Annotated in this window: 21 protein-coding genes; 8 read left to right on the plus strand and 13 right to left on the minus strand. The window is 68.3% G+C overall.

Annotation, left to right across the window (positions count from 1 at the left end; genetic code table 11):
- Positions 1-31: 31 nt before the first annotated feature.
- From prcB to arc, 4 genes are all read right to left on the minus strand, one after another.
- Positions 32-874 carry a proteasome subunit beta gene (gene prcB, locus AMYHA_RS14880; protein WP_034271853.1) on the minus strand — a complete coding sequence of 281 codons (843 nt, stop codon included), beginning with the start codon at positions 872-874 and terminating at the stop codon, positions 32-34.
- Positions 875-955: 81 nt separating this feature from the next.
- The gene (locus tag AMYHA_RS14885) at positions 956-1,150 is read right to left on the minus strand and encodes a ubiquitin-like protein Pup (RefSeq protein WP_034271855.1); all 195 of its coding nucleotides are present in this window, start codon (positions 1,148-1,150) and stop codon (positions 956-958) included.
- Between the two features lie 80 nt (positions 1,151-1,230).
- The gene (gene dop / locus AMYHA_RS14890) at positions 1,231-2,733 is read right to left on the minus strand and encodes a depupylase/deamidase Dop (protein ID WP_034277352.1); all 1,503 of its coding nucleotides are present in this window, start codon (positions 2,731-2,733) and stop codon (positions 1,231-1,233) included.
- Between the two features lie 188 nt (positions 2,734-2,921).
- Positions 2,922-4,757, minus strand: coding sequence for a proteasome ATPase (gene arc / locus AMYHA_RS14895; protein WP_034271856.1), 1,836 nt, complete (start codon positions 4,755-4,757; stop codon positions 2,922-2,924).
- A gap of 402 nt (positions 4,758-5,159) precedes the next feature.
- Here arc and AMYHA_RS25850 point away from each other — a divergent pair, with 402 nt between their 5' ends.
- The 3 genes from AMYHA_RS25850 (at position 5,160) to AMYHA_RS25855 (ending at position 7,540) form a co-directional block, all read left to right on the plus strand.
- The gene (locus AMYHA_RS25850) at positions 5,160-6,065 is read left to right on the plus strand and encodes a hypothetical protein (RefSeq protein WP_051399944.1); all 906 of its coding nucleotides are present in this window, start codon (positions 5,160-5,162) and stop codon (positions 6,063-6,065) included.
- Entirely contained in the window at positions 6,065-6,574 is a 510-nt protein-coding gene (locus AMYHA_RS14905; protein ID WP_034271858.1) for a hypothetical protein, read from the plus strand. Before AMYHA_RS25850 ends, AMYHA_RS14905 begins: the two co-directional genes overlap by 1 nt.
- A gap of 270 nt (positions 6,575-6,844) precedes the next feature.
- Positions 6,845-7,540, plus strand: coding sequence for a hypothetical protein (locus AMYHA_RS25855; protein WP_051399945.1), 696 nt, complete (start codon positions 6,845-6,847; stop codon positions 7,538-7,540).
- Between the two features lie 86 nt (positions 7,541-7,626).
- Here the strand turns inward: AMYHA_RS25855 and AMYHA_RS14915 are convergent, their stop codons facing one another.
- Together AMYHA_RS14915 and AMYHA_RS14920 are read right to left on the minus strand one after the other, a co-directional pair.
- The gene (locus AMYHA_RS14915) at positions 7,627-8,451 is read right to left on the minus strand and encodes a tRNA (adenine-N1)-methyltransferase (RefSeq protein ID WP_034271860.1); all 825 of its coding nucleotides are present in this window, start codon (positions 8,449-8,451) and stop codon (positions 7,627-7,629) included.
- 91 nt (positions 8,452-8,542) lie between these two features.
- The gene (locus AMYHA_RS14920) at positions 8,543-9,655 is read right to left on the minus strand and encodes a site-2 protease family protein (RefSeq protein WP_034271862.1); all 1,113 of its coding nucleotides are present in this window, start codon (positions 9,653-9,655) and stop codon (positions 8,543-8,545) included.
- Positions 9,656-9,856: 201 nt separating this feature from the next.
- Here AMYHA_RS14920 and AMYHA_RS14925 point away from each other — a divergent pair, with 201 nt between their 5' ends.
- From AMYHA_RS14925 to AMYHA_RS14935, 3 genes are all read left to right on the plus strand, one after another.
- Entirely contained in the window at positions 9,857-10,756 is a 900-nt protein-coding gene (locus tag AMYHA_RS14925; RefSeq protein ID WP_034271864.1) for a RecB family exonuclease, read from the plus strand.
- 181 nt (positions 10,757-10,937) lie between these two features.
- Entirely contained in the window at positions 10,938-11,867 is a 930-nt protein-coding gene (locus tag AMYHA_RS14930; RefSeq protein ID WP_034271866.1) for a ParA family protein, read from the plus strand.
- 45 nt (positions 11,868-11,912) lie between these two features.
- Positions 11,913-12,587: an O-methyltransferase gene (locus AMYHA_RS14935; protein ID WP_051399946.1), complete on the plus strand. Its 675-nt coding sequence runs from the start codon at positions 11,913-11,915 to the stop codon at positions 12,585-12,587.
- 23 nt (positions 12,588-12,610) lie between these two features.
- On the opposite strand, the gene hisG is transcribed toward AMYHA_RS14935, so the two are convergent.
- The 4 genes from hisG to AMYHA_RS14955 form a co-directional block, all read right to left on the minus strand.
- Positions 12,611-13,465 (minus strand): ATP phosphoribosyltransferase, encoded by an 855-nt coding sequence (gene hisG, locus AMYHA_RS14940; RefSeq protein WP_034271868.1) that lies wholly within the window; start codon positions 13,463-13,465, stop codon positions 12,611-12,613.
- An 11-nt stretch (positions 13,466-13,476) separates the two neighbouring features.
- Positions 13,477-13,740, minus strand: coding sequence for a phosphoribosyl-ATP diphosphatase (locus tag AMYHA_RS14945; RefSeq protein WP_034271870.1), 264 nt, complete (start codon positions 13,738-13,740; stop codon positions 13,477-13,479).
- 82 nt (positions 13,741-13,822) lie between these two features.
- Positions 13,823-14,560 carry a GAF and ANTAR domain-containing protein gene (locus AMYHA_RS14950; protein WP_231104762.1) on the minus strand — a complete coding sequence of 246 codons (738 nt, stop codon included), beginning with the start codon at positions 14,558-14,560 and terminating at the stop codon, positions 13,823-13,825.
- A 102-nt stretch (positions 14,561-14,662) separates the two neighbouring features.
- On the minus strand, positions 14,663-15,397 hold the full coding sequence (locus AMYHA_RS14955; protein WP_051399947.1) for a GAF and ANTAR domain-containing protein: 735 nt from the start codon (positions 15,395-15,397) through the stop codon (positions 14,663-14,665).
- Positions 15,398-15,695: 298 nt separating this feature from the next.
- On the opposite strand from AMYHA_RS14955, the gene AMYHA_RS14960 reads away from it, so the two are divergent.
- On the plus strand, positions 15,696-16,136 hold the full coding sequence (locus tag AMYHA_RS14960; RefSeq protein WP_034271872.1) for a hypothetical protein: 441 nt from the start codon (positions 15,696-15,698) through the stop codon (positions 16,134-16,136).
- A 93-nt stretch (positions 16,137-16,229) separates the two neighbouring features.
- Here AMYHA_RS14960 and AMYHA_RS14965 read toward each other — a convergent pair whose 3' ends face one another.
- Positions 16,230-16,844, minus strand: a complete 615-nt coding sequence (locus tag AMYHA_RS14965) for an HAD family hydrolase (RefSeq protein ID WP_051400419.1) — start codon at positions 16,842-16,844, stop codon at positions 16,230-16,232.
- An 83-nt stretch (positions 16,845-16,927) separates the two neighbouring features.
- Positions 16,928-20,521: a methionine synthase gene (metH, locus tag AMYHA_RS14970; protein ID WP_034271874.1), complete on the minus strand. Its 3,594-nt coding sequence runs from the start codon at positions 20,519-20,521 to the stop codon at positions 16,928-16,930.
- A 115-nt stretch (positions 20,522-20,636) separates the two neighbouring features.
- Between metH and AMYHA_RS14975 the strand changes: the two genes are divergently transcribed.
- A complete protein-coding gene (locus tag AMYHA_RS14975) occupies positions 20,637-21,461 on the plus strand; it encodes a PAC2 family protein (protein WP_034277365.1) in 825 nt (274 codons plus the stop codon).
- 2 nt (positions 21,462-21,463) lie between these two features.
- Here the strand turns inward: AMYHA_RS14975 and mshC are convergent, their stop codons facing one another.
- Positions 21,464-22,702, minus strand: a complete 1,239-nt coding sequence (gene mshC, locus AMYHA_RS14980; protein ID WP_034271876.1) for a cysteine--1-D-myo-inosityl 2-amino-2-deoxy-alpha-D-glucopyranoside ligase — start codon at positions 22,700-22,702, stop codon at positions 21,464-21,466.
- Between the last annotated feature and the right edge of the window lie 8 nt (positions 22,703-22,710).

Below are 22,710 nucleotides of genomic sequence, written 5' to 3' on the forward strand. Positions count from 1 at the left end.
CGGGCGGGGTATCAGCGGGACGGGTACGGACTCAGCCGCCCGTCTCGGTGCGCTCTGCGATGACGGCCTCGGCGACCGTGGCCAGGTCGGACTCCGGGATCGTCACGGCGCCTTCCGCGCCGGTGACGGTGATGACCTGCGGGTAGATCTTGCGGACCATGTCGAGCCCGCCGGTCGCGGTGTCGTCGTCCGCGGCGTCCCAGAGCGCGGCGATGGCGGCGTGGACGGCGGCGTCCTTGCCCGCGGCGGGGTCGTAGAGCTTCTTCAACGCCGACTTGGCGTACGGCGAGCCGGAGCCGATGGAGTGGTACCCGGCGCGTTCCTCGTAGCGGGCACCGGTGACGTCGAAGGAGATGATCCTGCCCGCCGATGCCGCGTCCTGCGCGTCGGGGTCGAACCCGACGAACATCGGCACCGCCGCCAGCCCTGCCATGGCGACCTCGAGATTGGAGCGGACCATCGTGGCGAGCTTGTTCGCCTTGCCGTCCAGCGACAGCGAGACGCCCTCGATCTTCTCGTAGTGCGCGAGCTCGACGGCGTAGAGCCGCACCATCTCGAGCGCGATGCCCGCCGTGCCCGCTATCCCGACCGCGGAGTACTCGTCGGTGACGAAGACCTTCTCCAGGTCGCGCGCCGCGATCGTGGTGCCAGCGGTCGCCCGCCGGTCCCCCGCGATCAGCACGCCGCCGGAGAAGGTCAGCGCGACGATCGTGGTGCCGTGCGGCACGTTGGTCAGCGTGCCCTCGCCCGCGGGCCGCGACGGCAGCAGGTCAGGTGCCTGCGAGCGGAGGAAATCGGTGAACGACGACGTGCCGGTGGTCAGGTAGGCAGCGGACAGCGGACCGCGTGCCGCGGCGGCCGAGGTGTAATCCATACGTGCTCGTGATTCCCATCTTCGACTAGCTGCTGGCGACGAACTCAGGTTAGCCGGGGCTAGGCCCGGCTGCGTGTGAGGTTACTGCCCGCCCTTTTGCACATAGGCGCGGACGAAGTCCTCGGCGTTTTCCTCGAGCACGTCGTCAATCTCGTCGAGGATGGTGTCAACGTCCTCGCCGAGCTGTTCCCTGCGCTCCTGACCCGCTGGGGCAGCGCCTTCTGTTTCGTCGTCGGAATCTCCGCCGCCGTGCTTCTCAATCTTTTCCTGCGCCATGAACGCCTCCTGATCGAGTTCTCTACTGCCAGATTACCTGCGACATGCGGCAGTGCGGCAGATCCGCAACGCCACCGCCATCACGACGTGAGCGCCTCGACAAGTTGCTCGGCCGTGTCCGACTCGTCCAGCAACGCTCCGACGTGCGATTTCGTGCCGCGCAACGGCTCGAGTGTCGGGATGCGGACCAAGGATTCCTTTCCGATATCGAAAATCACCGAGTCCCAGGACGCCGCGGCGATCGAGGCGGCGTACTTCTCAAGCGCGCGCCCCCTGAAGTACGCCCTGGTGTCGTCGGGCGGGTTCATAATCGCCGCCTGCACATCGTCCTCGTCAACGAGGCGCTTCATCGTGCCCCTGGTGACAAGGCGGTTGTACAGGCCCTTGTCGAGGCGGACATCGGAGTACTGCAAGTCGATCAGGTGCAGCCTTGGCGCTGCCCAGCCGAGCTTGTCCCGTGACCGATACCCCTCGAGCAGCTTCAGCTTGGCCACCCAGTCCAACCGGTCGGCGCACTCATCGGGGTCACGAGCCAGCGCATCCAGCACCTCGCCCCAAATACGCAGCACGTGCCGATCGGTGTCGTCCAGTTCGCTTGATTCGCGCTCCGCGAACGCCACCGCCCGCTCATGGTAGGCCTGCTGCAGGTCGAGGCCGGTGAACCGGCGACCGTCCGCCAACTCGACGGTAGCCCGCAGCGTCGGGTCGTGGCTGATCTGGCGGACCGCGCGCACCGGCTCGCGCAGCTTGAGGTCGTCGAAGCTGACCCCGCCCTCGATCATGTCAAGCACGATCGCGCTGGTGCCAAGCTTGAGGTATGTGGAGTACTCCGACAGGTTGGCGTCGCCGATGATGACGTGCAGCCTGCGATACTTGTCCGCGTCGGCGTGCGGCTCGTCGCGGGTGTTGATGATGCCGCGCTTGAGCGTGGTCTCCAGTCCGACCTCGACTTCGATGTAGTCGGCGCGCTGCGAGAGCTGGTAGCCGTCCTCCTCGCCCTGCTGGCCGATGCCGACCCGGCCGGAGCCGGTGATGACCTGGCGGGAGACGAAGAACGGTGTCAGACCGCTGATTACCGATGTGAAGGGCGTCGACCGCGCCATCAGGTAGTTCTCATGGGTGCCGTAGCTGGCACCCTTGCCGTCGACGTTGTTCTTGTACAGCTGCAGCCGGGGCTGGCCGGGCACCGTGGCGGCCTTCATCGCGGCCTGCTCCATGACCCGTTCGCCCGCTTTGTCCCAGATGACGGCGTCCCAGGCGTTGGTGACCTCGGGCGCGGAGTACTCCGGGTGAGCGTGGTCGACATAGAGCCGGGCGCCGTTGGTGAGGATGACGTTGGCGGCGCCGAGGTCCTCGACATCGGGGTCCTGCGGCTGGGTGTTGGGGCCGGTGAGATCGAAGCCGCGTGCGTCGCGCAGCGGCGACTCCACCTCGTAGTCCCAGCGCGCCCTGCGGGAGCGCGGGATGTCGACGGCGGCGGCGTAGGCCAGCACGATCTGCGTCGACGTCAGCACGGGGTTCGCCGTGGCATCCCCCGGCACGGCGATGCCGTACTCCACCTCGGTTCCCATGATCCGCCGCATGCAGTCTCCAATCTCAGGCCAGCCCACCCGCATCAGGGCGTCTCGTCTCCCACCCTACGGCCATCGCGCCGCGCCGTGCCTTCCGACAGGCGTGGCGAAGTCGAGCCACGACCAGCGTCTCCTGGCGCGCACAGCGGGGCGGGGATGCCGCGCGGCATCCCCGCCCCGCTTCGGACTCGCGATGTGAACTACAGGTACTGACCGGTGTTGGTCGCGGTGTCGATCGCCCGGCCAGAATCCTGGTTCTTGCCGGTAACCAGGGTCCGGATGTAGACGATGCGCTCGCCCTTCTTGCCCGAGATCCTGGCCCAGTCGTCCGGGTTGGTGGTGTTGGGCAGATCCTCGTTCTCGGCGAACTCGTCCACGATCGCGTCGAGCAGGTGCTGCACCCGCAGTCCGGGCTGCTTGGTCTCCAGCACCGACTTGATCGCGGCCTTCTTCGCCCGGTCCACGATGTTCTGGATCATCGCGCCGGAGTTGAAGTCCCGGAAGTACAGCACCTCCTTGTCACCGTTGGCGTAGGTGACCTCGAGGAAGCGGTTGTCCTCGCTCTCCTCGTACATCCGCTCGACGGTGTGCTGGATCATCGCGTCGATCGTGGCATCGGTGTCGCCACCGAACTCGGCCAGATCGTCGCCGTGGATCGGCAGGCCTTCGAGCAGGTACTTGGAGAAGATGTCCTTCGCCGCCTCCGCGTCCGGCCGCTCGATCTTGATCTTCACGTCGAGCCTGCCAGGCCGCAGGATCGCCGGGTCGATCATGTCCTCCCGGTTGGACGCGCCGATGACGATGACGTTCTCCAGGCCCTCGACACCGTCGATCTCACTGAGCAGCTGCGGCACGATCGTCGTCTCCACATCGGACGACACACCGCTGCCACGGGTGCGGAAGATCGAGTCCATCTCGTCGAAGAACACGATGACCGGCGTGCCCTCGGACGCCTTCTCCCGTGCCCGCTGGAAGATCAGCCTGATGTGCCGCTCGGTCTCGCCGACGAACTTGTTCAGCAGCTCGGGGCCCTTGATGTTGAGGAAGTACGACTTGGCTTCCCGTATCCCGGCCGCGTCTCCCTTGCCCTCGGCGACTTGCTTGGCCAGCGAGTTCGCGACGGCCTTGGCGATCAGCGTCTTACCGCAGCCGGGCGGGCCGTAGAGCAGCACGCCCTTCGGCGGGCGGAGCTGGTACTGGCGGTACAGGTCGGCGTGCAGGAACGGCAGCTCGACCGCGTCGCGGATCTGCTCGATCTGCCGGAACAGGCCACCGATGTCCTCGTAACGCACATCGGGCACCTCTTCCAGCACGAGGTCCTCGACCTCGGCCTTCGGCACCCGTTCGTAGGCATAACCCGCCTTGCTGTCCACCAGCACCGAGTCACCCGACTTGAGGGTGTCTTCGGTCAGCGGGTCGGACAGCCACACGACGCGCTCCTCGTCGGCATGGCCGACAACCAGCGCCCGCGCCGGACCGTCCTCGGCCAGCGGAGGCATCACCTCCCGCAACGCGTACACCTCGCCGGTGCGCTCGTAGTCACCGGACTCGACGACGGTCAGCGCCTCGTTGAGTCGCAGTGCCTGGCCGCGCCGCAACGACTCGACCTCGACGGTCGGCGACACCGACACGCGCATCTTGCGGCCCGAGGTGAACACGTCGACCGTGCCGTCCTCATAGCGCTCAAGGAACACGCCGTACCCGCTTGGCGGTTGCGCCAGCCGGTCGACCTCCTCGCGCAACGCCATCAGCTGGCTCCGCGCATCCCGCAGAGTCTCGACGAGCTTGGCGTTGCGTTCGGTGAGCTGGGCTATTCGCTCCGAAGCCTCCGCGAGCCGCTGCTCAAGGACGCGGTCGCTATTGGGCGAACCGGCCGCCCTGCTTCGCAGCAGGGCTACTTCCTCCTCAAGGAACCGGATCTGCCGCTCCTGTTCCTGGGTAACTTCGGAGTCACTCGCGGCAGGCGATTCCGCCGTGCCGCCGCTCTCTCTTGGGTCGGCTTCCTCATGCCTGCCACCGGGGCGGTCCTGTTGCATGCGGCACCTCCTCGCGCGCTATTTCCCTCAACGGTACCGGCGATCACCGACATGCAAAGCCCTTCGATGTCACAGAACGGGCGCGGCGTGTCAGGATCATGAGACGATCACGAACGCAATGCTCCGAGCAGGTACATCCGAGAGCCGCCCGTTCGTCACCGACAGTTCACACCGCGGTACGGCGTGTTAAGAACCAATGAGCCTCACGGATGAGAATGGACGATTCGTCTTCCGTCCCCGTCGATGGGCGACGACTCCCGGTATGCCACCCTGCTGAAGCGCTCCCGCATACTTACTCCGTAGCTACCGTTCGATAACGGTTGGCAGCCCGGGCGCGTCGCGGCGCGCGGAGTAGGGACGGATGAGCGCACGGCGTCCGCGCTGACCAACGAGGGGAACTCGATGACCTATCCACCGCAGCCTGGTCCGTACGGTGGTTCGGGCGGATACGGTCAGCCCTACCCCGGCCAGCGATATCCGGGCTATCAGGGCCAACCCCAGCCCGGCCAGCCCTACCCCGGCCAGCACTATCCCGAGCAGTCCTATCCCGGCCAGTCCGAATACTGGGGCCAGTTCCCGAACCAGCCGTATCAGGGGCAATCGGGAGGTTACGGGCAGCCGCATCCCGAGCAGCGATATGGCCAGTCCGGCGGCTACGGGCAGCAGTACCAAGGCCAGCCGTACCAGGACGGCTACTCCGGTGGCTTCCCCCACCAGCAGCCCGGTTATGGCCCGCCGCCTGGCGACGTCCCCCCGCCGCAACCGGAACCCCCGAAGGGTGGCGGCAAGACGGGGCTCGTCGTCGGCATCGCCCTCGCCATGGTGCTGCTCGCGGGCGCGGCCGTTGGCATCACGGGCTTCTGGCAACCCGGTTACTTCCGAGACGACACCGCGCAGGACAGCTCGCTCGCGGCGAACACATCCCCCAGCAGTTCGACGCTGCCACCGAGCACCAGCCCGCAGCCGCGGGACGCGACGCCCACCACCACGACGCCGGAACAGCAAGAGCAGCCGTCCGGCTCGGACAAGGACGAGATCCGCCGCGTCACCGACGCGGTCGTCAAAGGCATCAACAATCGAGACGCCGCCACGGTGAAACCGGTCTCCTGCGACCCTGGCAACGAACGGCAGGCTGACTATGACGGCTTCCCCGACGACCTCACGGTGTCCGTCAGCGGCGAACCCCGCATCGACGGCAATCGCGCGACAGTGGCGCTCACCCTGCGCCGATCTGACACCAGCAAGACCGTGAAACTGGCCCTGCTCCGCCCCAACGGCGCCTGGTGTGCCTCGGGCATCAACTCCTGATGACCACGCGGCAACCGGCATCGAGCGACAGGGTGGCCGCGATGGTCGCCTGGGGCGCGATCGCCTCCGCGGCCGCGCTGGTTGTGGTCATGCTGGTCATGGCGCGGGACGACGACTCGGGGCGCGACGCGACGGCCAGCCAGCGCACTACGAGCGCCCTCGCGGACAACACCTCGTTCCAGCCGAGCACTCCGCCACGCGGCCCAGAGCCTGGCGGCGAGCCGCAGGTGCGCGCGGCGGCCGACGACATTCTCACCGCCTACAACGAGCGAGACAGCGCCCCACTGCGGGCATGGGCATGTGACCGCACCACGGTCACCGATGACCTGTTCGCTGGATTCTCCGAGACGGTCAGCTTCACGCGCCACGGCGCGCCGACGATCGTCGGGTTCACGGCGGAGGTCCCGTTCGTCGTCAGCGACGACGACAGACAGCGCACCGGCGCGATGCGGCTGCGGTGGGACGGCAACCGCTGGTGCTTCGTGACCGCCGTCTCGGAACGCGCCTGAGGACTGCTTGCAGGTCCGAAGCGACATGCCTGAGGACTGCTTGCAGGTCCGAAGCGACATGCCTGAGGACTGCTTGCAGGTCCGAAGCAACGCGACTGAGGACTGCTCGCAGGTCCGAAGCAACGCGACTGAGGACTGCTCGCAGGTCCGAAGCAACGCGGCTGACGCCCCTCGCGTCCCAGGGCACGACCGGACACGACCCGCCGGGTGCGGCCGGTCCGCGATATCGTCCGATCTCGAGCCTGACCACCACAGCGTGAGGACGTCACCATGACCTATCCGCCGCAGCAGCCAGGGCAGTCCGGCCAGCAGGGCTACCCCGGCCACCGGGGCTACTACGACCAGCAGCAGGCTCACCCCGGCGGTTACCCCGGCCAGCGACAGCCCGGCCCCGGCACCCCGCACGGCGGATACCCGCCCCCGCGGCCACCCGGCCCGCCGCACAACAACGGCAAGACCGGCGTGATCGTCGGCATCACCCTGACGCTGGTGCTGCTCGCGGGGGCGGCCGTGGCCATCACCGGGTTCTGGGCGCCCGGGTACTTCCTCAGCGATGACACGTCGTCCGAACAGGTGGCCACCGCCTCGGATCAGGAGGCCGACTCGCCCGCCGAGCAGCCGCCCAAGCCGTCCCTGCGCACCCAGCCTGGCGAACCTGCCCCGGACCAGGGCGGCGCGGGACAACAGGGCAGTGCCGAGGACATCGCCATCGTGCGCGGGCTGGCTGAGGACGCCGTCACCGCGATCAACACCAGGGACGAAGAGCTCGTCCGCCAGATCAGATGCAACGGCAACGAGCAGGTCGATCTCAGCAAGCTACCCAAGGACACCAAGGTCACGATGCTCGGCGACCCCGTTGTCCGGGGCGACGAGGCGAAGGTGCCGTTCGAGATCACCATGAACGGCAAGACCCAGCGGGAGCCACTGACCGCCAACCGGAAGAACGGCAGCTGGTGCATCGGCTGAGTCCCCAGCCTCGGCTGAGCCCAGGCCTCAACGCCGGCTGAGCCTCGACGCCAGCTACATCCCGGCCCTGCCGGCTGCCGACCCGGTCAACCCCTGCTCGGCCTGCGCTGCACCTTCGGCGTCTCGACTCCTGGCGCGAGCCTGCGCGCGGTGAGCAGGAACGCGGTGTGCGCCTGCATCTTGTGATCCGGCCGCACCGCGAGTCCGACTACGTGCCACGGACGTTGCAGCGTCTCCCACGCCTGCGGCTCGGTCCAGCAGCGCTGATCGCGCAGCGCCTCGGTCACCCGGGACAGCTGCGTCACCGTGGCCACGTAGACCACGAGCACGCCACCGGGCACCAGGTGCTCCGCGACCGTCGGCAGCACCTCCCACGGCGGCAGCATGTCGAGGATGACTCGGTCGACCTGGCCGCTGTGCTCGCTGATGTCGCCGACGTGCAACGTCCAGTTCGCCGGGCGCTCCCCGAAGAATCGCTCCACGTTGCGTTCGGCGTGCTCGGCGTGATCCGCCCGCACCTCATACGACGTCACGCTGCCCTCGCTGCCGACGGCGCGTAGCAGCGAACACGTCAGCGCGCCGGAGCCCGCACCCGCCTCGAGCACCCGCGCGCCGGGATGGATGTCACCCCACATCAGGATCTGCGCGGCGTCCTTCGGATAGATGACCTGTGCGCCCCTCGGCATGGACAGCACATAGTCGGACAGCAGCGGTCGCAGCGCGAGGAAGGATGTCCCTCCTGCCGACTGCACCACCGTGCCCTCGTGCTGGCCGATGAGATCGTCGTGGGCGAGCTGACCCGTATGGGTGTGGTACTTCTCGCCCTCGGCGAGCACGATCGTGTAGCGACGACCCTTGGGATCGGTCAACTGCACCCGATCGCCTGCCCGAAACGGGCCTCCACCCGACACACACCCTCCTGCGGTTTCCGTACGTATCGCGACTGCGCGGGACGCCTGATCGTCGCAGACACCGTGCCGGGAGGTGTCCGCGAGGTCTGCCCTAGCGTGATCTGCGTTGCGCGATGGCGTGTCGCAGGTCCTCCCTGCGCAGCACGCCAGCGGGCCTGCCGTCGTCGTCGACGACGAGGAACTGCCACGCAGCCGTCTCCCGTACCCGTTCGGCGATCTCCTCCCCCGGTTCGGAGAGCAAGAGCACTGAATCGGCCCGCACCTGCTCGGCGGCCTGCTCGGCAGGAACGTGCGGCGTCTGGGCCGCGAGCCGCTGCGCCTCGACCGTATCGAGCAGCCCCGCCGCGACGCCGTCGGCACGGACCAGCACCACACCCCTGCCCGCCGACGCGGCCAGCGCGTCGGAAACCGGGCTCTCGGCTGGCAGTTGCAGCACCGGAAGCATCAGCTGGGCGATGTCCAGATCCGGCGGCCAGCTGCGGCGCTGCTCCGCGGACAGTTCCGCGTTCGCGCCGGTCAGCACGAACCAGCCGGTGACAACACAGACGCCGAGCCGCAACCAGCGGTCCTCGCTGCCGTTGGCCAGCCCTTCCAGCGCCCAGACGCCGAGCGCCGCGGCGACAAGCCAGCCACCGACGACGGCGGCCCGTGTGCCGCTGGCCCGCGCACCGGTTACCGCCCACACACCCGCGCGCAGCATCCGCCCGCCGTCCAGCGGCAGACCAGGCAGCAGGTTGAACACCGCGACCGCGAGGTTGGCGACCGCACACTGCGCCACCAGCAGCCAGGTGGCCCCAGACGGCACCGTCAGCAGCAGCAACGCGCAGCCACCGGCCAGCACCAGTGAGACCACCGGACCCGCCACCGCGACGAGGCCTTCCTGGGCCGGGCGCTTCGGGCTTCGCGCGACCTCGGACAGCCCGCCGAGCAGGAACAGCCGCAGCCGCCGCACCGGGATGCCCATCCGCAACGCCACCAGCGTGTGCCCCAGCTCGTGCGCGAACACCGACGCGCCGAGCAGCAGCGCGAACGCCACCGCCAGCGTCCAGGACAGCGCGAGGCCCGCGCCGGGCAGCAGCCTGCCGACCAGTGGTGCGTACAGCACGACCACCACGAGCGAGCCGAGCCACCAGGATGGCGCGAGCAGCACGGGCACGCCGCTCACGCGGAACAGCAGCAGCCCGCCGTCCGCGTCAACGCGCATCGACCTGCGCCGCGCACCCGGTTCGTTCCTGGCAATCACGTCTCAAAGCGTAGAGCGTCCGGTGTGGGGCGCATGTGATACCAGCCATGGACACGGCCCGGTCACCAGCCGTGTCCCGTGTCGTGCCGAGAGTTGTCGGTCCTCTGTTCTAGGGTGCCAACCACAACCGAGAGCACGTCGCGACACGAGGATGGGAAGGGCATGACCCAGTCCACCACCGAGCTGCCAGCGGCCGCCGACACGGCGGAGCAGCGCAAGCCAGCGCTCTCGCCGTCACGGGCGAGCGACTTCAAACAGTGCCCACTGCTGTACCGCTTCCGCGCCGTAGACAAGATCCCGGAGACGCCGAGCAAGGCACAGGTACGCGGCACCCTGGTGCACGCGGTGCTGGAGCGACTGTTCGCGCTGCCCGCCGAACAACGGGTGCCCGCGCGCGCCAAGGAACTGCTCGATCCGGTGTGGGCGGAGCTGTCCGAGCAGAATCCGGATTGGACCGCCCTGTTCTCGGATGACGACGCCGCGGACGGCGAGAAGGCCACATCGGACTGGCTCGCATCGGCGGGCGAACTGCTCGACACCTACTTCGGCCTCGAGGATCCGAGCGCGCTCGAACCCCAGGCCTGCGAGGAGCGCGTGGAGGTCGAGCTGGGATCCGGCGTGCGGCTGCGTGGCTACGTCGACCGGATCGACGTCGCCGAAACGGGTGAGGTCCGCATCGTCGACTACAAGACCGGAGCCGCGCCGCGCGAGATCGGTGAGATCAAGGCGATGTTCCAGATGAAGTTCTACGCACTGGTGCTGTGGCGGCTGCGAGGTGCGGTGCCGGACCAGCTCAAACTCATGTACCTCACCGATGGGCAGTCGCTGACCTACGCGCCGGACGAGGCCGAGCTACGCCGGTTCGAGCGCACGCTCGAAGCGATCTGGCAGGCCATCCTGCGGGCGGGCAAGTCAGGTGATTTCCGGGCGAGCCGCAGCAAGCTCTGCGATTGGTGCGACCACAAGGCCCGTTGTCCTGAGTTCGGCGGCACGCCACCGGAGTACCCCGGCTGGCCGGAGCCGGACGCCGGCGACGAGACGGTGCTCGATCGGGCCGACTGAACGTGACATAGCGGGCCAAGAGGACCACTGTGGGTGTGTCGCGGGCGCGTTCCGGAGCGTGAGCATGCTCTGATCGACTACGGTGCGACAGGCACGGATAGACACTGTCAGGCATTGAAAGGCACTGTCGCACTGAAACGTACTTATCGTTCGACCACGATCGGGGACAAGTACCGTGGTTATGCAGATCACCTCGGTGGTCAACCAGAAGGGTGGCGTCGGCAAGACGTCGCTGAGTGTGGGGGCCGCAGCAGCACTCGCCGAGCAGGGCATGCGCGTCCTCCTGGTCGATCTCGATCCGCAGGGGCACGCGACGACGGAGTTCCTCGGGCTGCCGGAGACACCGCCTGGCAAGCCGAGCCTGCCGATGGCGCTGAGCAAGATGTGGAAAGGCCCCGTCGAGGAACTGGTCGTCTCACACCCGCGTGCCAACGTCGGTGAGGGCGGCTGCTTCGACGTCATGCCCACCGCGCCTGGCATGTTCGACCTGGTGCGCAGGCTGGACCAGTTCCGCATGCCCGGCTGGGAACTGGCACGGGTGCTGCAGTTCGCCCACTACGACCACGTGATCATCGACTGCCCGCCCGCGCTGGACCTGCTCACCAACAACGCGCTCGCCGCCACTCACGGCGTGCTGGTGCCCGTACAGCCGGACCGCACCAGCATCAGGGCGTTGCGGCTGCTGCGCGATCAGGTGCACCACCTCGAGCAGCTGATCAACCGGGAGCCGGTGCAGTACTACGGCCTGGTGCCCGGCCTCTACCGCAGGCCGATGTCCGGCTATGCCGAGGCGGCGATGCGGGAGTTGCACGCCATGGGCATCCAGGTGCTGCCACACATCGCGATGGGCGTCGTCGTCAATGAGGCCGCGTCCCGCGGCATCCCGATCACGACGTTCGCGCCGCACTGCGCGCAAACCGGGGCGCTGCACCAGATCGCGGCCACGCTGGAGAGCTACCGCAAGCACTCGCCGTCGGGATCGGTGCCGCAGCCGTCGGAGGAGTTCGTGTTCGAGGACTTCATCAACGAGGTGGCTGGCGCACGCAACCGCAACGACACCGGCGCCCGCAAGGGGCTCTACGACCTGATGCCGAGACGGTCGCGCCGCTGAGGATCACGCTGCTGGCCTCACGGCGGCGGCAGTAGAGTCACGGCCATGACCGATCCCTCCCCCTCGACCGGCCGCTCGATCGCCGTCGACCCACGACTGCACGAGTACGCGCTCGCCCACAGCACACAACCCGACGCCGTGCAACGCGCGCTCATCGACGCCACCAACCGCGCCACCGCCGAGCACGCCGGCATGCGCATCTCCCACGACGAGGGCACGTTCCTGACTCTGCTGACCCAGCTGACCGGCGCACGGTTCGCCGTCGAGGTCGGCACGTTCACCGGGTACTCCGCACTGTGCATCGCGCGCGGCCTCGCCGACGGCGGCACGCTGCTGTGCTGCGATGTCAGCGAGGAATGGACATCGATCGGGCGGGAACACTGGCAGCGAGCAGGCGTCGCCGACCACATCGACCTGCGCATCGCGCCCGCGCTCGACACGCTACGGACGCTGCCGGGCGAGCCAGCGATCGACCTGGCGTTCATCGACGCCGACAAGGAGTCCTACATCGCGTACTGGGAGGAGCTGGTGCCCCGGATGCGGCCCGGCGGGGTGCTGCTGGTGGACAACACGCTCTGGCACGGCACGGTAGCCGACGCCGAACTGGACGAGACGACCCGCGTGATCACCGAGTTCAACGACCATGCCGCCGCGGATGACCGCGTGGACCTGGTGCTGCTGACGCTGTCCGACGGCGTGACCATGGCGCGACGCCGCTGAGCACGGGGCGCTGGCGGCAGGCCTCACATCCGGCAAGACCGGATGTCCGAGGCCAGCACCGCCTTCGCGCCGTACTCGGCCAGTTGGTCCATGATGTTGTTGACGTGCTTGCGCGCCACCATCGCGCGCACCGCGACCCAGCCGTCCTCGGCGAGCGGTGCCACCGTGGGCGACTCGACGCCCGGCGTGATCGCCATCGCGCCTTCGAGGATCTCCTTCGGGCAGTCGTAGTCCAGCATCATGTACTGCTGCGCGAACACCACACCCTGCAGCCGGGCGGTGAGCTGCGCTTTCTCGCGCTCGTTCGGCGAGCCGTTGCTGCCGGCACGCTGCACCAGCACCGCCTCGGAGGTGCAGATCGGGTCACCGAACGCGATCAGGCCGTGCTGCCGCAGCGTCCTGCCGGAGCCCACGACGTCCGCGATCGCCTCGGCCACGCCGAGCTGGATCGAGATCTCCACCGCGCCGTCCAGCCGGATCACCTCAGCCTCGACGCCGTGCGCCGCGAGATCGTCGCGCACCAGGTTGGGATACGACGTCGCCAGCCGCTTCCCAGCGAGGTCGTCCAGCTTCCACTCCCTGCCCAACGGCGCGGCGTAGCGGAACGTCGAGCCGCCGAAGCCGAGTTGCAGCCGCTCCTCGATCGGGGCCGATGAGTCCAGCGCCAAGTCACGACCGGTGATGCCAAGATCGAGCTCGCCGGAGCCGACGTAGATCGGGATGTCCTTCGGGCGCAGGAAGAAGAACTCGACGTCATTGTTCGGGTCGAGCACGGTCAGGTCGCGGGACTCGTGCCGCTGCCGGTACCCGGCCTCGGACAGCATCTCCGACGCCGGACCGGCCAACGCGCCCTTGTTCGGCACCGCTACGCGCAGCATGGGGTCCTCCCTCACAGGTACCGGTAGACGTCGTCGAGCGTGATGCCTCGGCCCAGCATCAGCACCTGCACCCGGTACAGCAGTTGCGAGATCTCCTCGGCGAGGCGGTCGTCGGACTCGTGTTCGGCCGCGAGCCATACCTCGCCCGCCTCTTCGAGCACCTTCTTGCCCTGCGCATGCACGCCCGCGTCCAGTGCCGTCACGGTGCCGGAGCCCTCGGGGCGGGTCTCGGCGCGGTCGATCAGCTCGGCGAACAGGTCATCGAAGGTCTTCACGCGCTGATCCTCGCATCCGCACGCCCTGGGCGCTGCGTCGGCCCGCCGTCGGCGCGGCTCGGGTCACAGCGGGGGCCGCCCGTCAGAGGGCGTCGATGCGAACCTCGCCACGCATCAGCTGCTCGGCGACGTGGCTGAGCTTGACGTTGTTGTTCCGGCTGTAGTTCCGGAGTTTCTCGAACGCTTCTTCCGTAGAGATCGTGGCGGCTTGCGAAAGCAGACCCTTGGCCTGCTCAATGATGACCCTGCTGGTCAGCGCGCCTTGCATCTGCTCGGTGAGCACCTCGCCGCGACGGATGGCGCGTTCCTGCAAGATGCCGATGGTGGCGGTGTCAGCTAATGCCCGCGCCACCTCGAGGTCCTGCCCGCTCAGCGGTCCGGTCTCGCGACCGAAGAGGTTCAACGCGCCGATGATCTGCCCGCGCAGCCGCATCGGCACCGCCTGGATCGAGCGGAAACCCTCGGCGAGCGCTTCCGGCGCGAACACGGGCCAGCGCCACTTCGCCGCCGAGAGATCCACGACCTCGATCACCTCGCCGGTGCGATAGGCGTCGAGGCAGGGGCCTTCGTCCGCTTGCAGCTGGAACAGTTCGAGCAGCCTGGCACGCTCACTCGACGTGGCCACGACTTGGATGCTACCGCGCTGGTCCGCGAGCAGCAGGCCCGCGGCGGCGGCCCCGAGCAACGTCACGCAATGATCGGCAAGCCGGTACAGCACATCGACGATGTCATAGTCATCGACGAGCGTGTCGGCCATCTCGACGAACGCGGACACCAGCCGCTGCTCACGTACCGCACCTTCCAGAGGCGAGTCATTCACGGGTCGTCTCACCTCCTGCGATGGTTGAGTCCATCCGTTGACAAACGATAGTCGTCCATTGTGCTCCGTGCCATGAATTCCACCGTGGCCGCCGGGTGCCGGTCATGTGTCGATCACCCCTGGTTGCAGCCGATGAGCCACCAGGTCGGCCGCGACGTCGTCAAGCAACCTTCCGGTAGCGAAGGCATAGCCCCGCAGCCGCGCCAACGCCTGCTCAGCGGGGATCGCGAACTCGGCGACGATCATCCCGGTGGCCTGGTGCACCACCGCCCTGGTCCGGGTCAGCTCCATGATCGAGTCCTCACTGATCTCCCCGTCCTCGCCGCCCGCAGACGCGGCGAACAGCGCGCTGGTGGCAATGTCGGTGATCTGCAGCACGGTCGCCACCTCGGCATCGGAGAGCCAGCCAGGGTCGCGCCGGTACATATCCATCGCCCCGAACCGGGCGGCCCCTTGCCGCAGCGGGAACGCGAAGATCGCCCCGATGTCCGCCGTCGCCACCTGCGTCGCGAACATCGGCCACGCCTGACCCGCGTCCGAGGCCAAGTCAGGAACCAGGACAGGGACTCCGGTCTGGAACGCTTCGAAACACGGCCCCTCGCCGAGACTGAACTGCACTGCCTCGACGTACTCCATCACCGCGTCGCTGGCGTACAACGTCTGCCGGTGTCCGGTGTCGACCATCACCGACAACGAGACGCCATCGATCGGCAACCGCGCGAGGCACGCGCGACCCACCCGCGCGGCCACTTCGCGCGCGTCGCCCTCCCGCAGCGCCGCGAGCACCGATGAAACCAGGTCTCGCAGCGGCAGCGAGAGCTCACCGGACTCACTCATCCGCGTCCCACCGCCTCCCTGCACTGGGGCTTCATACCTCTCGGCGGCGGCGGGGTCAGGGCCCTGCCAAGACGCGCGTGGCGCTCACCGCCACAACCCTAAGCCTACAGGGAGACAGTCGCTCACCAGCGGCGGTCACACCATGCGAATCCCCCATCAGGACGTACCGCGCGGCCCGTCTGATGTGGTTACAATATGAAGCGGCCCTCAACGCGACGAATGCGCGGGTCGTTTCGTGCCGCTTCGGACCCCGGCGGCATCCGCGAGTCTCAACGGATGCCAGCTGCCGGGAGTCGACATGAACCCGTTCTATCGGTCGACCAAGCCACCAGCAACGACCTGCGAGTACTGTGGTCGCACCGTCGATCCAGCCACGCGCATCGATACCGTCGTCCCCGACTCAACCTACCTGCATGCCGACGACCCACGGCAGGACGGCCGTCGCCTCGGACGCGCGTGCTCTGCCGAGCACGCCGACGAGCTGATCGCGCTCGGCACCAGGAACTGGATCGACGAACAACTGTGGGCCAACAAACTCCGGCGCGCCTCCGGGCACTGGAACCGCACCGAAACCACCCTGAGCGGCATCGCAGATCGCGCCGGGCTCACACCCACCCAACTGATGCGTGCCATCCGCTGGCGCAGCGAAACCTCCCGAAAGGACTGGGGCTGGGGGCGGGGTGGCCGTGATCCATGCACCTCCAATTCGGATCACGGCCACCCCACGGAACTGCCATAGAGCCGTGCGGGTGCCCGCACCGCGGTAACGCTTCCACTGGGCCGCTCGCGGTGAATGACGCTTTCGCCGCGCTCAACGCGAGGAAAGCGTCATTCACCGCACCAGGCGCACGCCGGCTAGTGACTCCACGAACACCCGGCGGTCGCCGGGATCCACGGGCAGCTCACCGGGGACGACGACCACAGTGCACCCGGCGGCGGACGCCGCCGCGACGCCGGTCGGCGAGTCCTCGATCGCCACACATCGAACCGGGTCGACGCCCAGTTTCCGCGCGGCACGCAAATAGGGCTCCGGATGCGGTTTGTTGTGACCGTCGACCTCGTCGCCGCATACGGTGACGTCGAAATTCGCCCGCCCGATACTGATCAGCGCCAGATCCGTCAACGTCCGCACAGTGGACGTCACCAATGCTGTCGGCACCCCGGAGCGGCGGACGTCGGCAAGCACGTCCCGCGCGCCAGGCAACCACGGCAGCTCGCTGCTCAGCAGCTCGCCCATCCGCGTTTCCAGCCAGCGTGCGACGTCGGCACGCAGACCAGGGGTGGCATCGACACCGACGTCGTCGAACAGCACCCGCAGCGTGGCTTCGGTGTGGCTGCCCAGCATCCGCTCCCGCGCGGCCCGCGACAGCGTGCCGCCGAGCCGTTCGGCGGCCTCGCCCAGCGCGATGTCCCACAGCTTCTCGGAGTCGACGAGCGTGCCGTCCATGTCGAACAGCACCGCGTCCCAGCCGCCGTCGCCGAGGACATCCACCGCCTCGCTGCCGGACACCGTGTCGCCTACCTCGCCGGTCACGTGTTGAAATACGTGGCTTCTGGGTGGTGCGCCACGATCGCGTCGGTCGACTGTTCCGGATGCAGCTGGAACTCCTCGGAGAGCTTCACCCCGATGCGTTCGGGTTCGAGCAGTCGCACAATCAACGAACGGTCCTCCAGGTTCGGGCAGGCGCCGTATCCGAGCGAGAACCGCGCACCGCGGTATTCGAGCGCGAAGAACTCCTCGATATCGGCGGGATCTTCGGCGGCAACGGCGACGCCGGACGCGAATCGTAGCTCGCGCCGTACCCGAGTGTGCCAGTACTCCGCCAGCGCTTCCGTCAACTGCACCCCGAGGCCGTGCACCTCGAGGTAGTCGCGATAGGCGTCCTTCGCGAACAACTCGTTGGCATAGTCCGCGATCGGCTGTCCCATGGTGACCAGCGTCAGCGGCAGGACGTCGACCTCGCCGCGCTCCCGAGCCAGCTCCCTTGGCCGGAAGTAGTCCGCGAGACACAGCCCGCGGCCCCTGCCTTGGCGTGGGAAGGAGAACCGCACGCGCTCCGCGGCATCGGCGTCCGGCTCGGTGAGGACCACGACGTCGTTGCCATCGGCCACGCACGGGAAGTAGCCGTACACCACGGCCGCATGGGCCAGCACGCCATCGGTGGCCAGCCGATCCAGCCAGTACCGCAGCCGTGGCCTGCCCTCGGTCTCGACCAGCTGCTCGTAGGTAGGGCCGTCGCCCGTGCGGGAGCCCTTCAGTCCCCACTGCCCCATGAACGTCGCCCGCTCGTCGAGGAACGCGGCATAGTCCGCGACCGGGATACCCTTGATCACTCTGGTGCCCCAGAACGGCGGCGACGGCAGCGGGACGTCGGTAGCGACGTCGGAACGGGTCGGCGCCGTGGCGTCATCCGGAACTTCCTGCGCCCGTGCCTTACGCTGCGCCGCGATCCGCAGCGACCGTCCCCGTCGTGCCTTGCGCTCGGCCCGCTTCGCCTCCTCGGCCTCGTCGACGGGACGCTGCTCGCCGCGCTTGGCTGCCATGACACCGTCCATCAGCCGGAGTCCCTCGAAGGCGTCGCGGGCGTAGCGGACCTCGCCCTGATACAGCTCGTCCAGGTCGTTCTCCACAAAAGACCGCGTCAGTGCCGCGCCGCCGAGCAGCACCGGCCAGCGCGTCGCCACCCCGCGCGCGTTCATCTCGGTGAGGTTGTCCTTCATGATCACCGTGGACTTCACCAGCAGCCCCGACATGCCGACCACGTCCGCGTCGGACTCGTCCGCGGCATCAAGAATCGCGGTGACCGGCTGTTTGATGCCGAGGTTGACGACGTCGTAGCCGTTGTTGGACAGGATGATGTCCACCAGGTTCTTGCCGATGTCGTGCACGTCGCCTTTGACCGTGGCTAGCACGATCGTCCCCCTGCCGCCCGCGTCCGCCTTGTCCATGTGCGGTTCCAGGTGCGCTACGGCCGCCTTCATCACCTCGGCGGACTGCAGCACGAACGGCAGCTGCATTTGCCCGGACCCGAACAGCTCGCCGACGGTCTTCATCCCGGACAGCAGGGTGTCGTTGATGATCTCCAGCGGCGATTTCTCCCGCATGGCGGCGTCGAGGTCGTCGGTCAGCCCCGTCCTTTCACCGTCTACGATCCGGCGCTCCAGCCGTTCGAACAGCGGCAGCCGCGCCAGCTCCGCCGCCCGCGACTCCCGGCTCGATGCCGCCGTCTTGCCCTCGAACAGTCCCATCAAGCGTTGCAGCGGGTCGTAGCTCTCTTCGGCCTCGGTCTCAGCCCGCCGCCGGTTGTAGATCAAGTCGAGCGCCACCTCGCGGGCCTCATCAGGGATCCGCGCCATCGGTACGATCTTGGACGCGTGCACGATCGCCGTGTCCAGCCCAGCCTCGACGCACTCGTGCAGGAACACCGAGTTCAGCACCTGCCGCGCGGCCGCGTTCAGTCCGAAAGACACATTGGACACGCCGAGCGTGGTCTGCACCTCGGGGTAACGGCGTTTGAGCTCCCGGATCGCCTCGATGGTGGCGATCGCGTCGCCGCGCACCTCCTCTTGCCCAGTGGAGATCGGAAACGTCAGGCAGTCGACGATGATGTCGCCGACCCGCATGCCCCAGTTCGTCGTCAGGTCCTCGATCAGCCGGGCGGCGACCCGCACCTTCCACTCGGCGGTGCGGGCTTGGCCGTCCTCGTCGATGCACAGCGCGACCACGCCCGCACCGTGCTCCGCGGCGACGCGCATGGTGCGCTGGAACCGCGAGTCGGGGCCGTCACCGTCCTCGTAGTTAACCGAGTTGACCGCGCACCGCCCGCCAAGGTGCTCCAACCCTGCTTCCAACACGGCGGGCTCGGTGGAGTCGAGCACGACCGGCAGCGTGGAGGCCGTGGCCAGCCGGGACGCCAGCGCCCGCATGTCCGCGACCCCGTCTCGGCCCACATAGTCGACGCACAGGTCGAGCACGTGCGCGCCGTCGCGGGTCTGCGCGCGAGCGATCTCGATGCAGTCGCCGTAACGTTCCTCGATCATCGCGTCGCGGAACGCCCGTGAGCCGTTGGCGTTGGTCCGCTCGCCGATCATCAGCACGCTGGCGTCCTGCTCGAACGACACCGCCTGGTACAGCGAGGACAGGCTCGGTTCGTGCCGGGGCTCCCGCGTGGCGGGCTCGGCATCGGCAGCGTCGTCAATGGCGGCGGCCAACTGGCGGATGTGCTCCGGCGTCGTCCCGCAACAACCACCCACCAGCGTAACGCCGAACTCGCGCACGAAGTCGGCCAGCGCGGCGGCGAACTCCTCCGGACCGAGCGGGTACACCGCCCCGTCCGCGCCCAGCTCGGGTAACCCGGCGTTGGGCAGCACCGACAGCGGCATCGGGGCCTGTTGCGAGAGCTGCCGCAGGTGCTCGCTCATCTCGGCGGGCCCAGTCGCGCAGTTCAGCCCGATGACGTCGATGCCGAGCGGTTCGAGCGCGGTGAGCGCCGCGCCCACCTCGGTGCCGAGCAGCATGGTGCCGGTGGTCTCGACAGTGATCGATGCCAGGATCGGCACCAGGACGCCCTGTGCGGCCATGGCCCGTTTCGCGCCGATGATCGCGGCTTTGGTCTGCAGGATGTCCTGGGTGGTCTCCACCAACACCGCGTCGATGCCACCGTCGAGCATTCCGGCGACCTGCTCGCGGTAGGCATCCCGCAGCGTGGTGAACGGCGCGTGCCCCAGCGTCGGCAGCTTGGTTCCCGGCCCGACCGAGCCGAGCACGAATCGGGGTCGTTCGCGCGTGGCGTAATCGTCCGCGACCTCCCGTGCCAGCACCGCGCCGCGCTCAGCGAGCTCCCGCACGCGGTCGGTGATGTCGTACTCCGCCAGGTTGCCGAAATTCGCCCCGAACGTGTTGGTCTCGATCGCGTCCGCGCCAGCGTCGAGGTAGCCGCGGTGGATGCCGCGCACGACATCTGGCCTGGTCACGTTGAGGATCTCGTTGCAACCTTCCAGCCCCGCGAAGTCGTCAAGCGAAAGGTCGTGCGCCTGCAGCGCCGTACCCATGGCGCCGTCGGCGACGACGACGCGCCGCGCCACCGCGGCCAGGAACTCCGATTGCGCTGGGCCATCGTGCATACAGTCGAGACTACGGTCCCGTGCCAGCCCTGGGTGGTCGTAGGCTGGGCGGGTGACCGATCCCGAAGCGCACGAACCGACATCGGCCAACGACACGTCTGGCTCGGCCACCGTAATGGTCGTGGCGTTCGAAGGCTGGAACGACGCAGGTGAGGCCGCTAGTGCCGCGATCGAGCACCTACAGCTGTCGTGGGAGGCCACCGCCGTCGACGAGTTGAGCCAGGACGACTACTACGACTTCCAGGTCAGCCGCCCCACCGTCCACATGGTGGAAGGGGTCACCCGGCGGATCGACTGGCCAACGACGTTGCTGTCGCGGTGCAGCCCGACCGGCTTCGATCAGGACCTGATCCTGGTACAGGGGCCGGAGCCGAATCTGCGCTGGCGCGCGTTCTGCGATGAGCTGATCGACAAGGCGAAGCAGCTCGATGTCTCGACCGTTGTGACGCTGGGTTCGCTGCTTGCCGACACCGCGCACACCCGGCCGGTGCGGATCAGCGGCAGTGCCTACGATGCCGAATCGGCGGAGCGGCACGGCTTCACGTCCAGCAACTACGACGGCCCGACCGGAATCACCGGAGTGATGCACTACGCCTGCGTGCAGGCGGGCATCCCGGCGATCTCGATCTGGGCCGCGGTGCCGCACTACGTCTCGCAGTCGCCATCGCCGAAGGTCACCCTCGCGATGCTGCGCAAGCTGGAGGACGTGCTCGACCTGGAGATCCCGCTGGGGTCGCTGCCGGAGCAGGCAGAGGAGTGGCAACGCACGGTGTCTGAACTGGCCGAGGAGGACGAGGAGGTCAGCGAGTACGTCCGCTCGCTAGAGGAGCGCGGCGACGCGGAGGCCGACCTGACGGAGACCAGCGGCGAGCAGATCGCCGCCGACTTCGAGCGCTACCTCCGCAGACGCCGAGGGGGCGGCTCCGCGGGCTCGTCATAGCCCTACAGCGCCACGCCGAGCAGGGCGTCGACCGCGGTGCGTATCGCGGCGGGGGCCGTCGTGTCCTCGCCGCGCCGCGTGAGCGCGTCGTCCACCCAGGCGTCGATCGCCGCCAGTGCGCGAGGCGTGTCCAGGTCGTTCGCCAGGTGCTCGCGGAGCCGGTCGATGGCGCCCGTGGCGTCCGGGCCCGCGTCGAGCGACGTCGCCTCCCGCCACCGCGCCAACCGCGCCGTGGCGTCCGCCAGCAGGTCGGCCGTCCACTGCCGGTCCTCCCGGTAGTGCCCGGCGAACAGCGCTAGCCGCATCACGTCAGGCTCGACACCCTCCGAGCGCAGCTTCGAGACGAACACCAGGTTGCCCTTGGACTTCGACATCTTCTCGCCGTCGAGCCCGATCATGCCCGCGTGCACGTAGAACCGCGCGAACGGGTGATCACCGGCCAGCGCCTCAGCATGCGCCGCGCTGAACTCATGATGCGGGAACGCCAGGTCGGAGCCGCCGCCCTGGACGTCGAAACCGAACCCGAGCCGGTTCACCGCGATCACGCTGCACTCAACGTGCCAACCCGGCCTGCCCTGGCCGAGCTCGCTCTCCCAGTACGGCTCGCCGTCCCGGCGCATCCGCCACAGCAACGCATCAAGCGGATGCCGCTTGCCTGGCCTGTCGGGGTCGCCGCCGCGCTCGGGGAACAGCTCCGCCATCAGCTGCTCGTCGTAGCCCGACTCGTAGCCGAACCGTCCGGTCGCGGTGTGGTCGAAGTAGACGTCCGGGTACTCCGGGTCGTCCGCGCGGTAGGCGGCGCCGCTGGCCAGCAGCTTGTCGATGATCTCCACGATGTCCGGGATGGACTCGACGGCGCCGATGAAGTCCTGCGGCGGCAGCACCCGCAGCGCCTCCATGTCCTCCCGGAACAGTGCCGTCTCGCGCATCGCGAGCACGACCCAGTCGTCCTGATCCCGCTCGGCGCGCTCAAGCAACGGGTCGTCGATGTCGGTGACGTTCTGCACGTAGTGGACGTCGTGTCCCGCGTCAAGCCACAGCCGATGCACCAGGTCGAAGGCCAGATAGGTCGCGGCATGGCCCAGGTGGGTCGCGTCGTACGGCGTGATGCCACAGACGTACATGCGAGCGGTGCCACCAGTCGCGACAGGGCGCACCGATGCGGTCGCGGTGTCGTACAGCCGGAGTTCACGAGGGGTTCCCGGCACGCGCGGCACCGGAACGGACGACCAGGTCTGCATGCTCCCGA

This window comes from Haloechinothrix halophila YIM 93223, from assembly GCF_000504245.1.
In the GTDB taxonomy this organism is placed as follows: domain Bacteria; phylum Actinomycetota; class Actinomycetes; order Mycobacteriales; family Pseudonocardiaceae; genus Haloechinothrix_A; species Haloechinothrix_A halophila.

What these genes read in the sequence shown, in the direction of transcription:
- prcB (WP_034271853.1), bottom strand. Translation starts at nt 874, where the DNA reads ATGGATTACACCTCGGCCGCCGCGGCACGCGGTCCGCTGTCCGCTGCC.
- AMYHA_RS14885 (WP_034271855.1), bottom strand. Translation starts at nt 1,150, where the DNA reads ATGGCGCAGGAAAAGATTGAGAAGCACGGCGGCGGAGATTCCGACGAC.
- dop (WP_034277352.1), bottom strand. Translation starts at nt 2,733, where the DNA reads ATGCGGCGGATCATGGGAACCGAGGTGGAGTACGGCATCGCCGTGCCG.
- arc (WP_034271856.1), bottom strand. Translation starts at nt 4,757, where the DNA reads ATGCAACAGGACCGCCCCGGTGGCAGGCATGAGGAAGCCGACCCAAGA.
- AMYHA_RS25850 (WP_051399944.1), top strand. Translation starts at nt 5,160, where the DNA reads ATGACCTATCCACCGCAGCCTGGTCCGTACGGTGGTTCGGGCGGATAC.
- AMYHA_RS14905 (WP_034271858.1), top strand. Translation starts at nt 6,065, where the DNA reads ATGACCACGCGGCAACCGGCATCGAGCGACAGGGTGGCCGCGATGGTC.
- AMYHA_RS25855 (WP_051399945.1), top strand. Translation starts at nt 6,845, where the DNA reads ATGACCTATCCGCCGCAGCAGCCAGGGCAGTCCGGCCAGCAGGGCTAC.
- AMYHA_RS14920 (WP_034271862.1), bottom strand. Translation starts at nt 9,655, where the DNA reads ATGCGCGTTGACGCGGACGGCGGGCTGCTGCTGTTCCGCGTGAGCGGC.
- AMYHA_RS14925 (WP_034271864.1), top strand. Translation starts at nt 9,857, where the DNA reads ATGACCCAGTCCACCACCGAGCTGCCAGCGGCCGCCGACACGGCGGAG.
- AMYHA_RS14930 (WP_034271866.1), top strand. Translation starts at nt 10,938, where the DNA reads ATGCAGATCACCTCGGTGGTCAACCAGAAGGGTGGCGTCGGCAAGACG.
- AMYHA_RS14935 (WP_051399946.1), top strand. Translation starts at nt 11,913, where the DNA reads ATGACCGATCCCTCCCCCTCGACCGGCCGCTCGATCGCCGTCGACCCA.
- hisG (WP_034271868.1), bottom strand. Translation starts at nt 13,465, where the DNA reads ATGCTGCGCGTAGCGGTGCCGAACAAGGGCGCGTTGGCCGGTCCGGCG.
- AMYHA_RS14955 (WP_051399947.1), bottom strand. Translation starts at nt 15,397, where the DNA reads ATGAGTGAGTCCGGTGAGCTCTCGCTGCCGCTGCGAGACCTGGTTTCA.
- AMYHA_RS14960 (WP_034271872.1), top strand. Translation starts at nt 15,696, where the DNA reads ATGAACCCGTTCTATCGGTCGACCAAGCCACCAGCAACGACCTGCGAG.
- AMYHA_RS14965 (WP_051400419.1), bottom strand. Translation starts at nt 16,844, where the DNA reads ATGGACGGCACGCTCGTCGACTCCGAGAAGCTGTGGGACATCGCGCTG.
- metH (WP_034271874.1), bottom strand. Translation starts at nt 20,521, where the DNA reads ATGCACGATGGCCCAGCGCAATCGGAGTTCCTGGCCGCGGTGGCGCGG.
- AMYHA_RS14975 (WP_034277365.1), top strand. Translation starts at nt 20,637, where the DNA reads ATGGTCGTGGCGTTCGAAGGCTGGAACGACGCAGGTGAGGCCGCTAGT.
- mshC (WP_034271876.1), bottom strand. Translation starts at nt 22,702, where the DNA reads ATGCAGACCTGGTCGTCCGTTCCGGTGCCGCGCGTGCCGGGAACCCCT.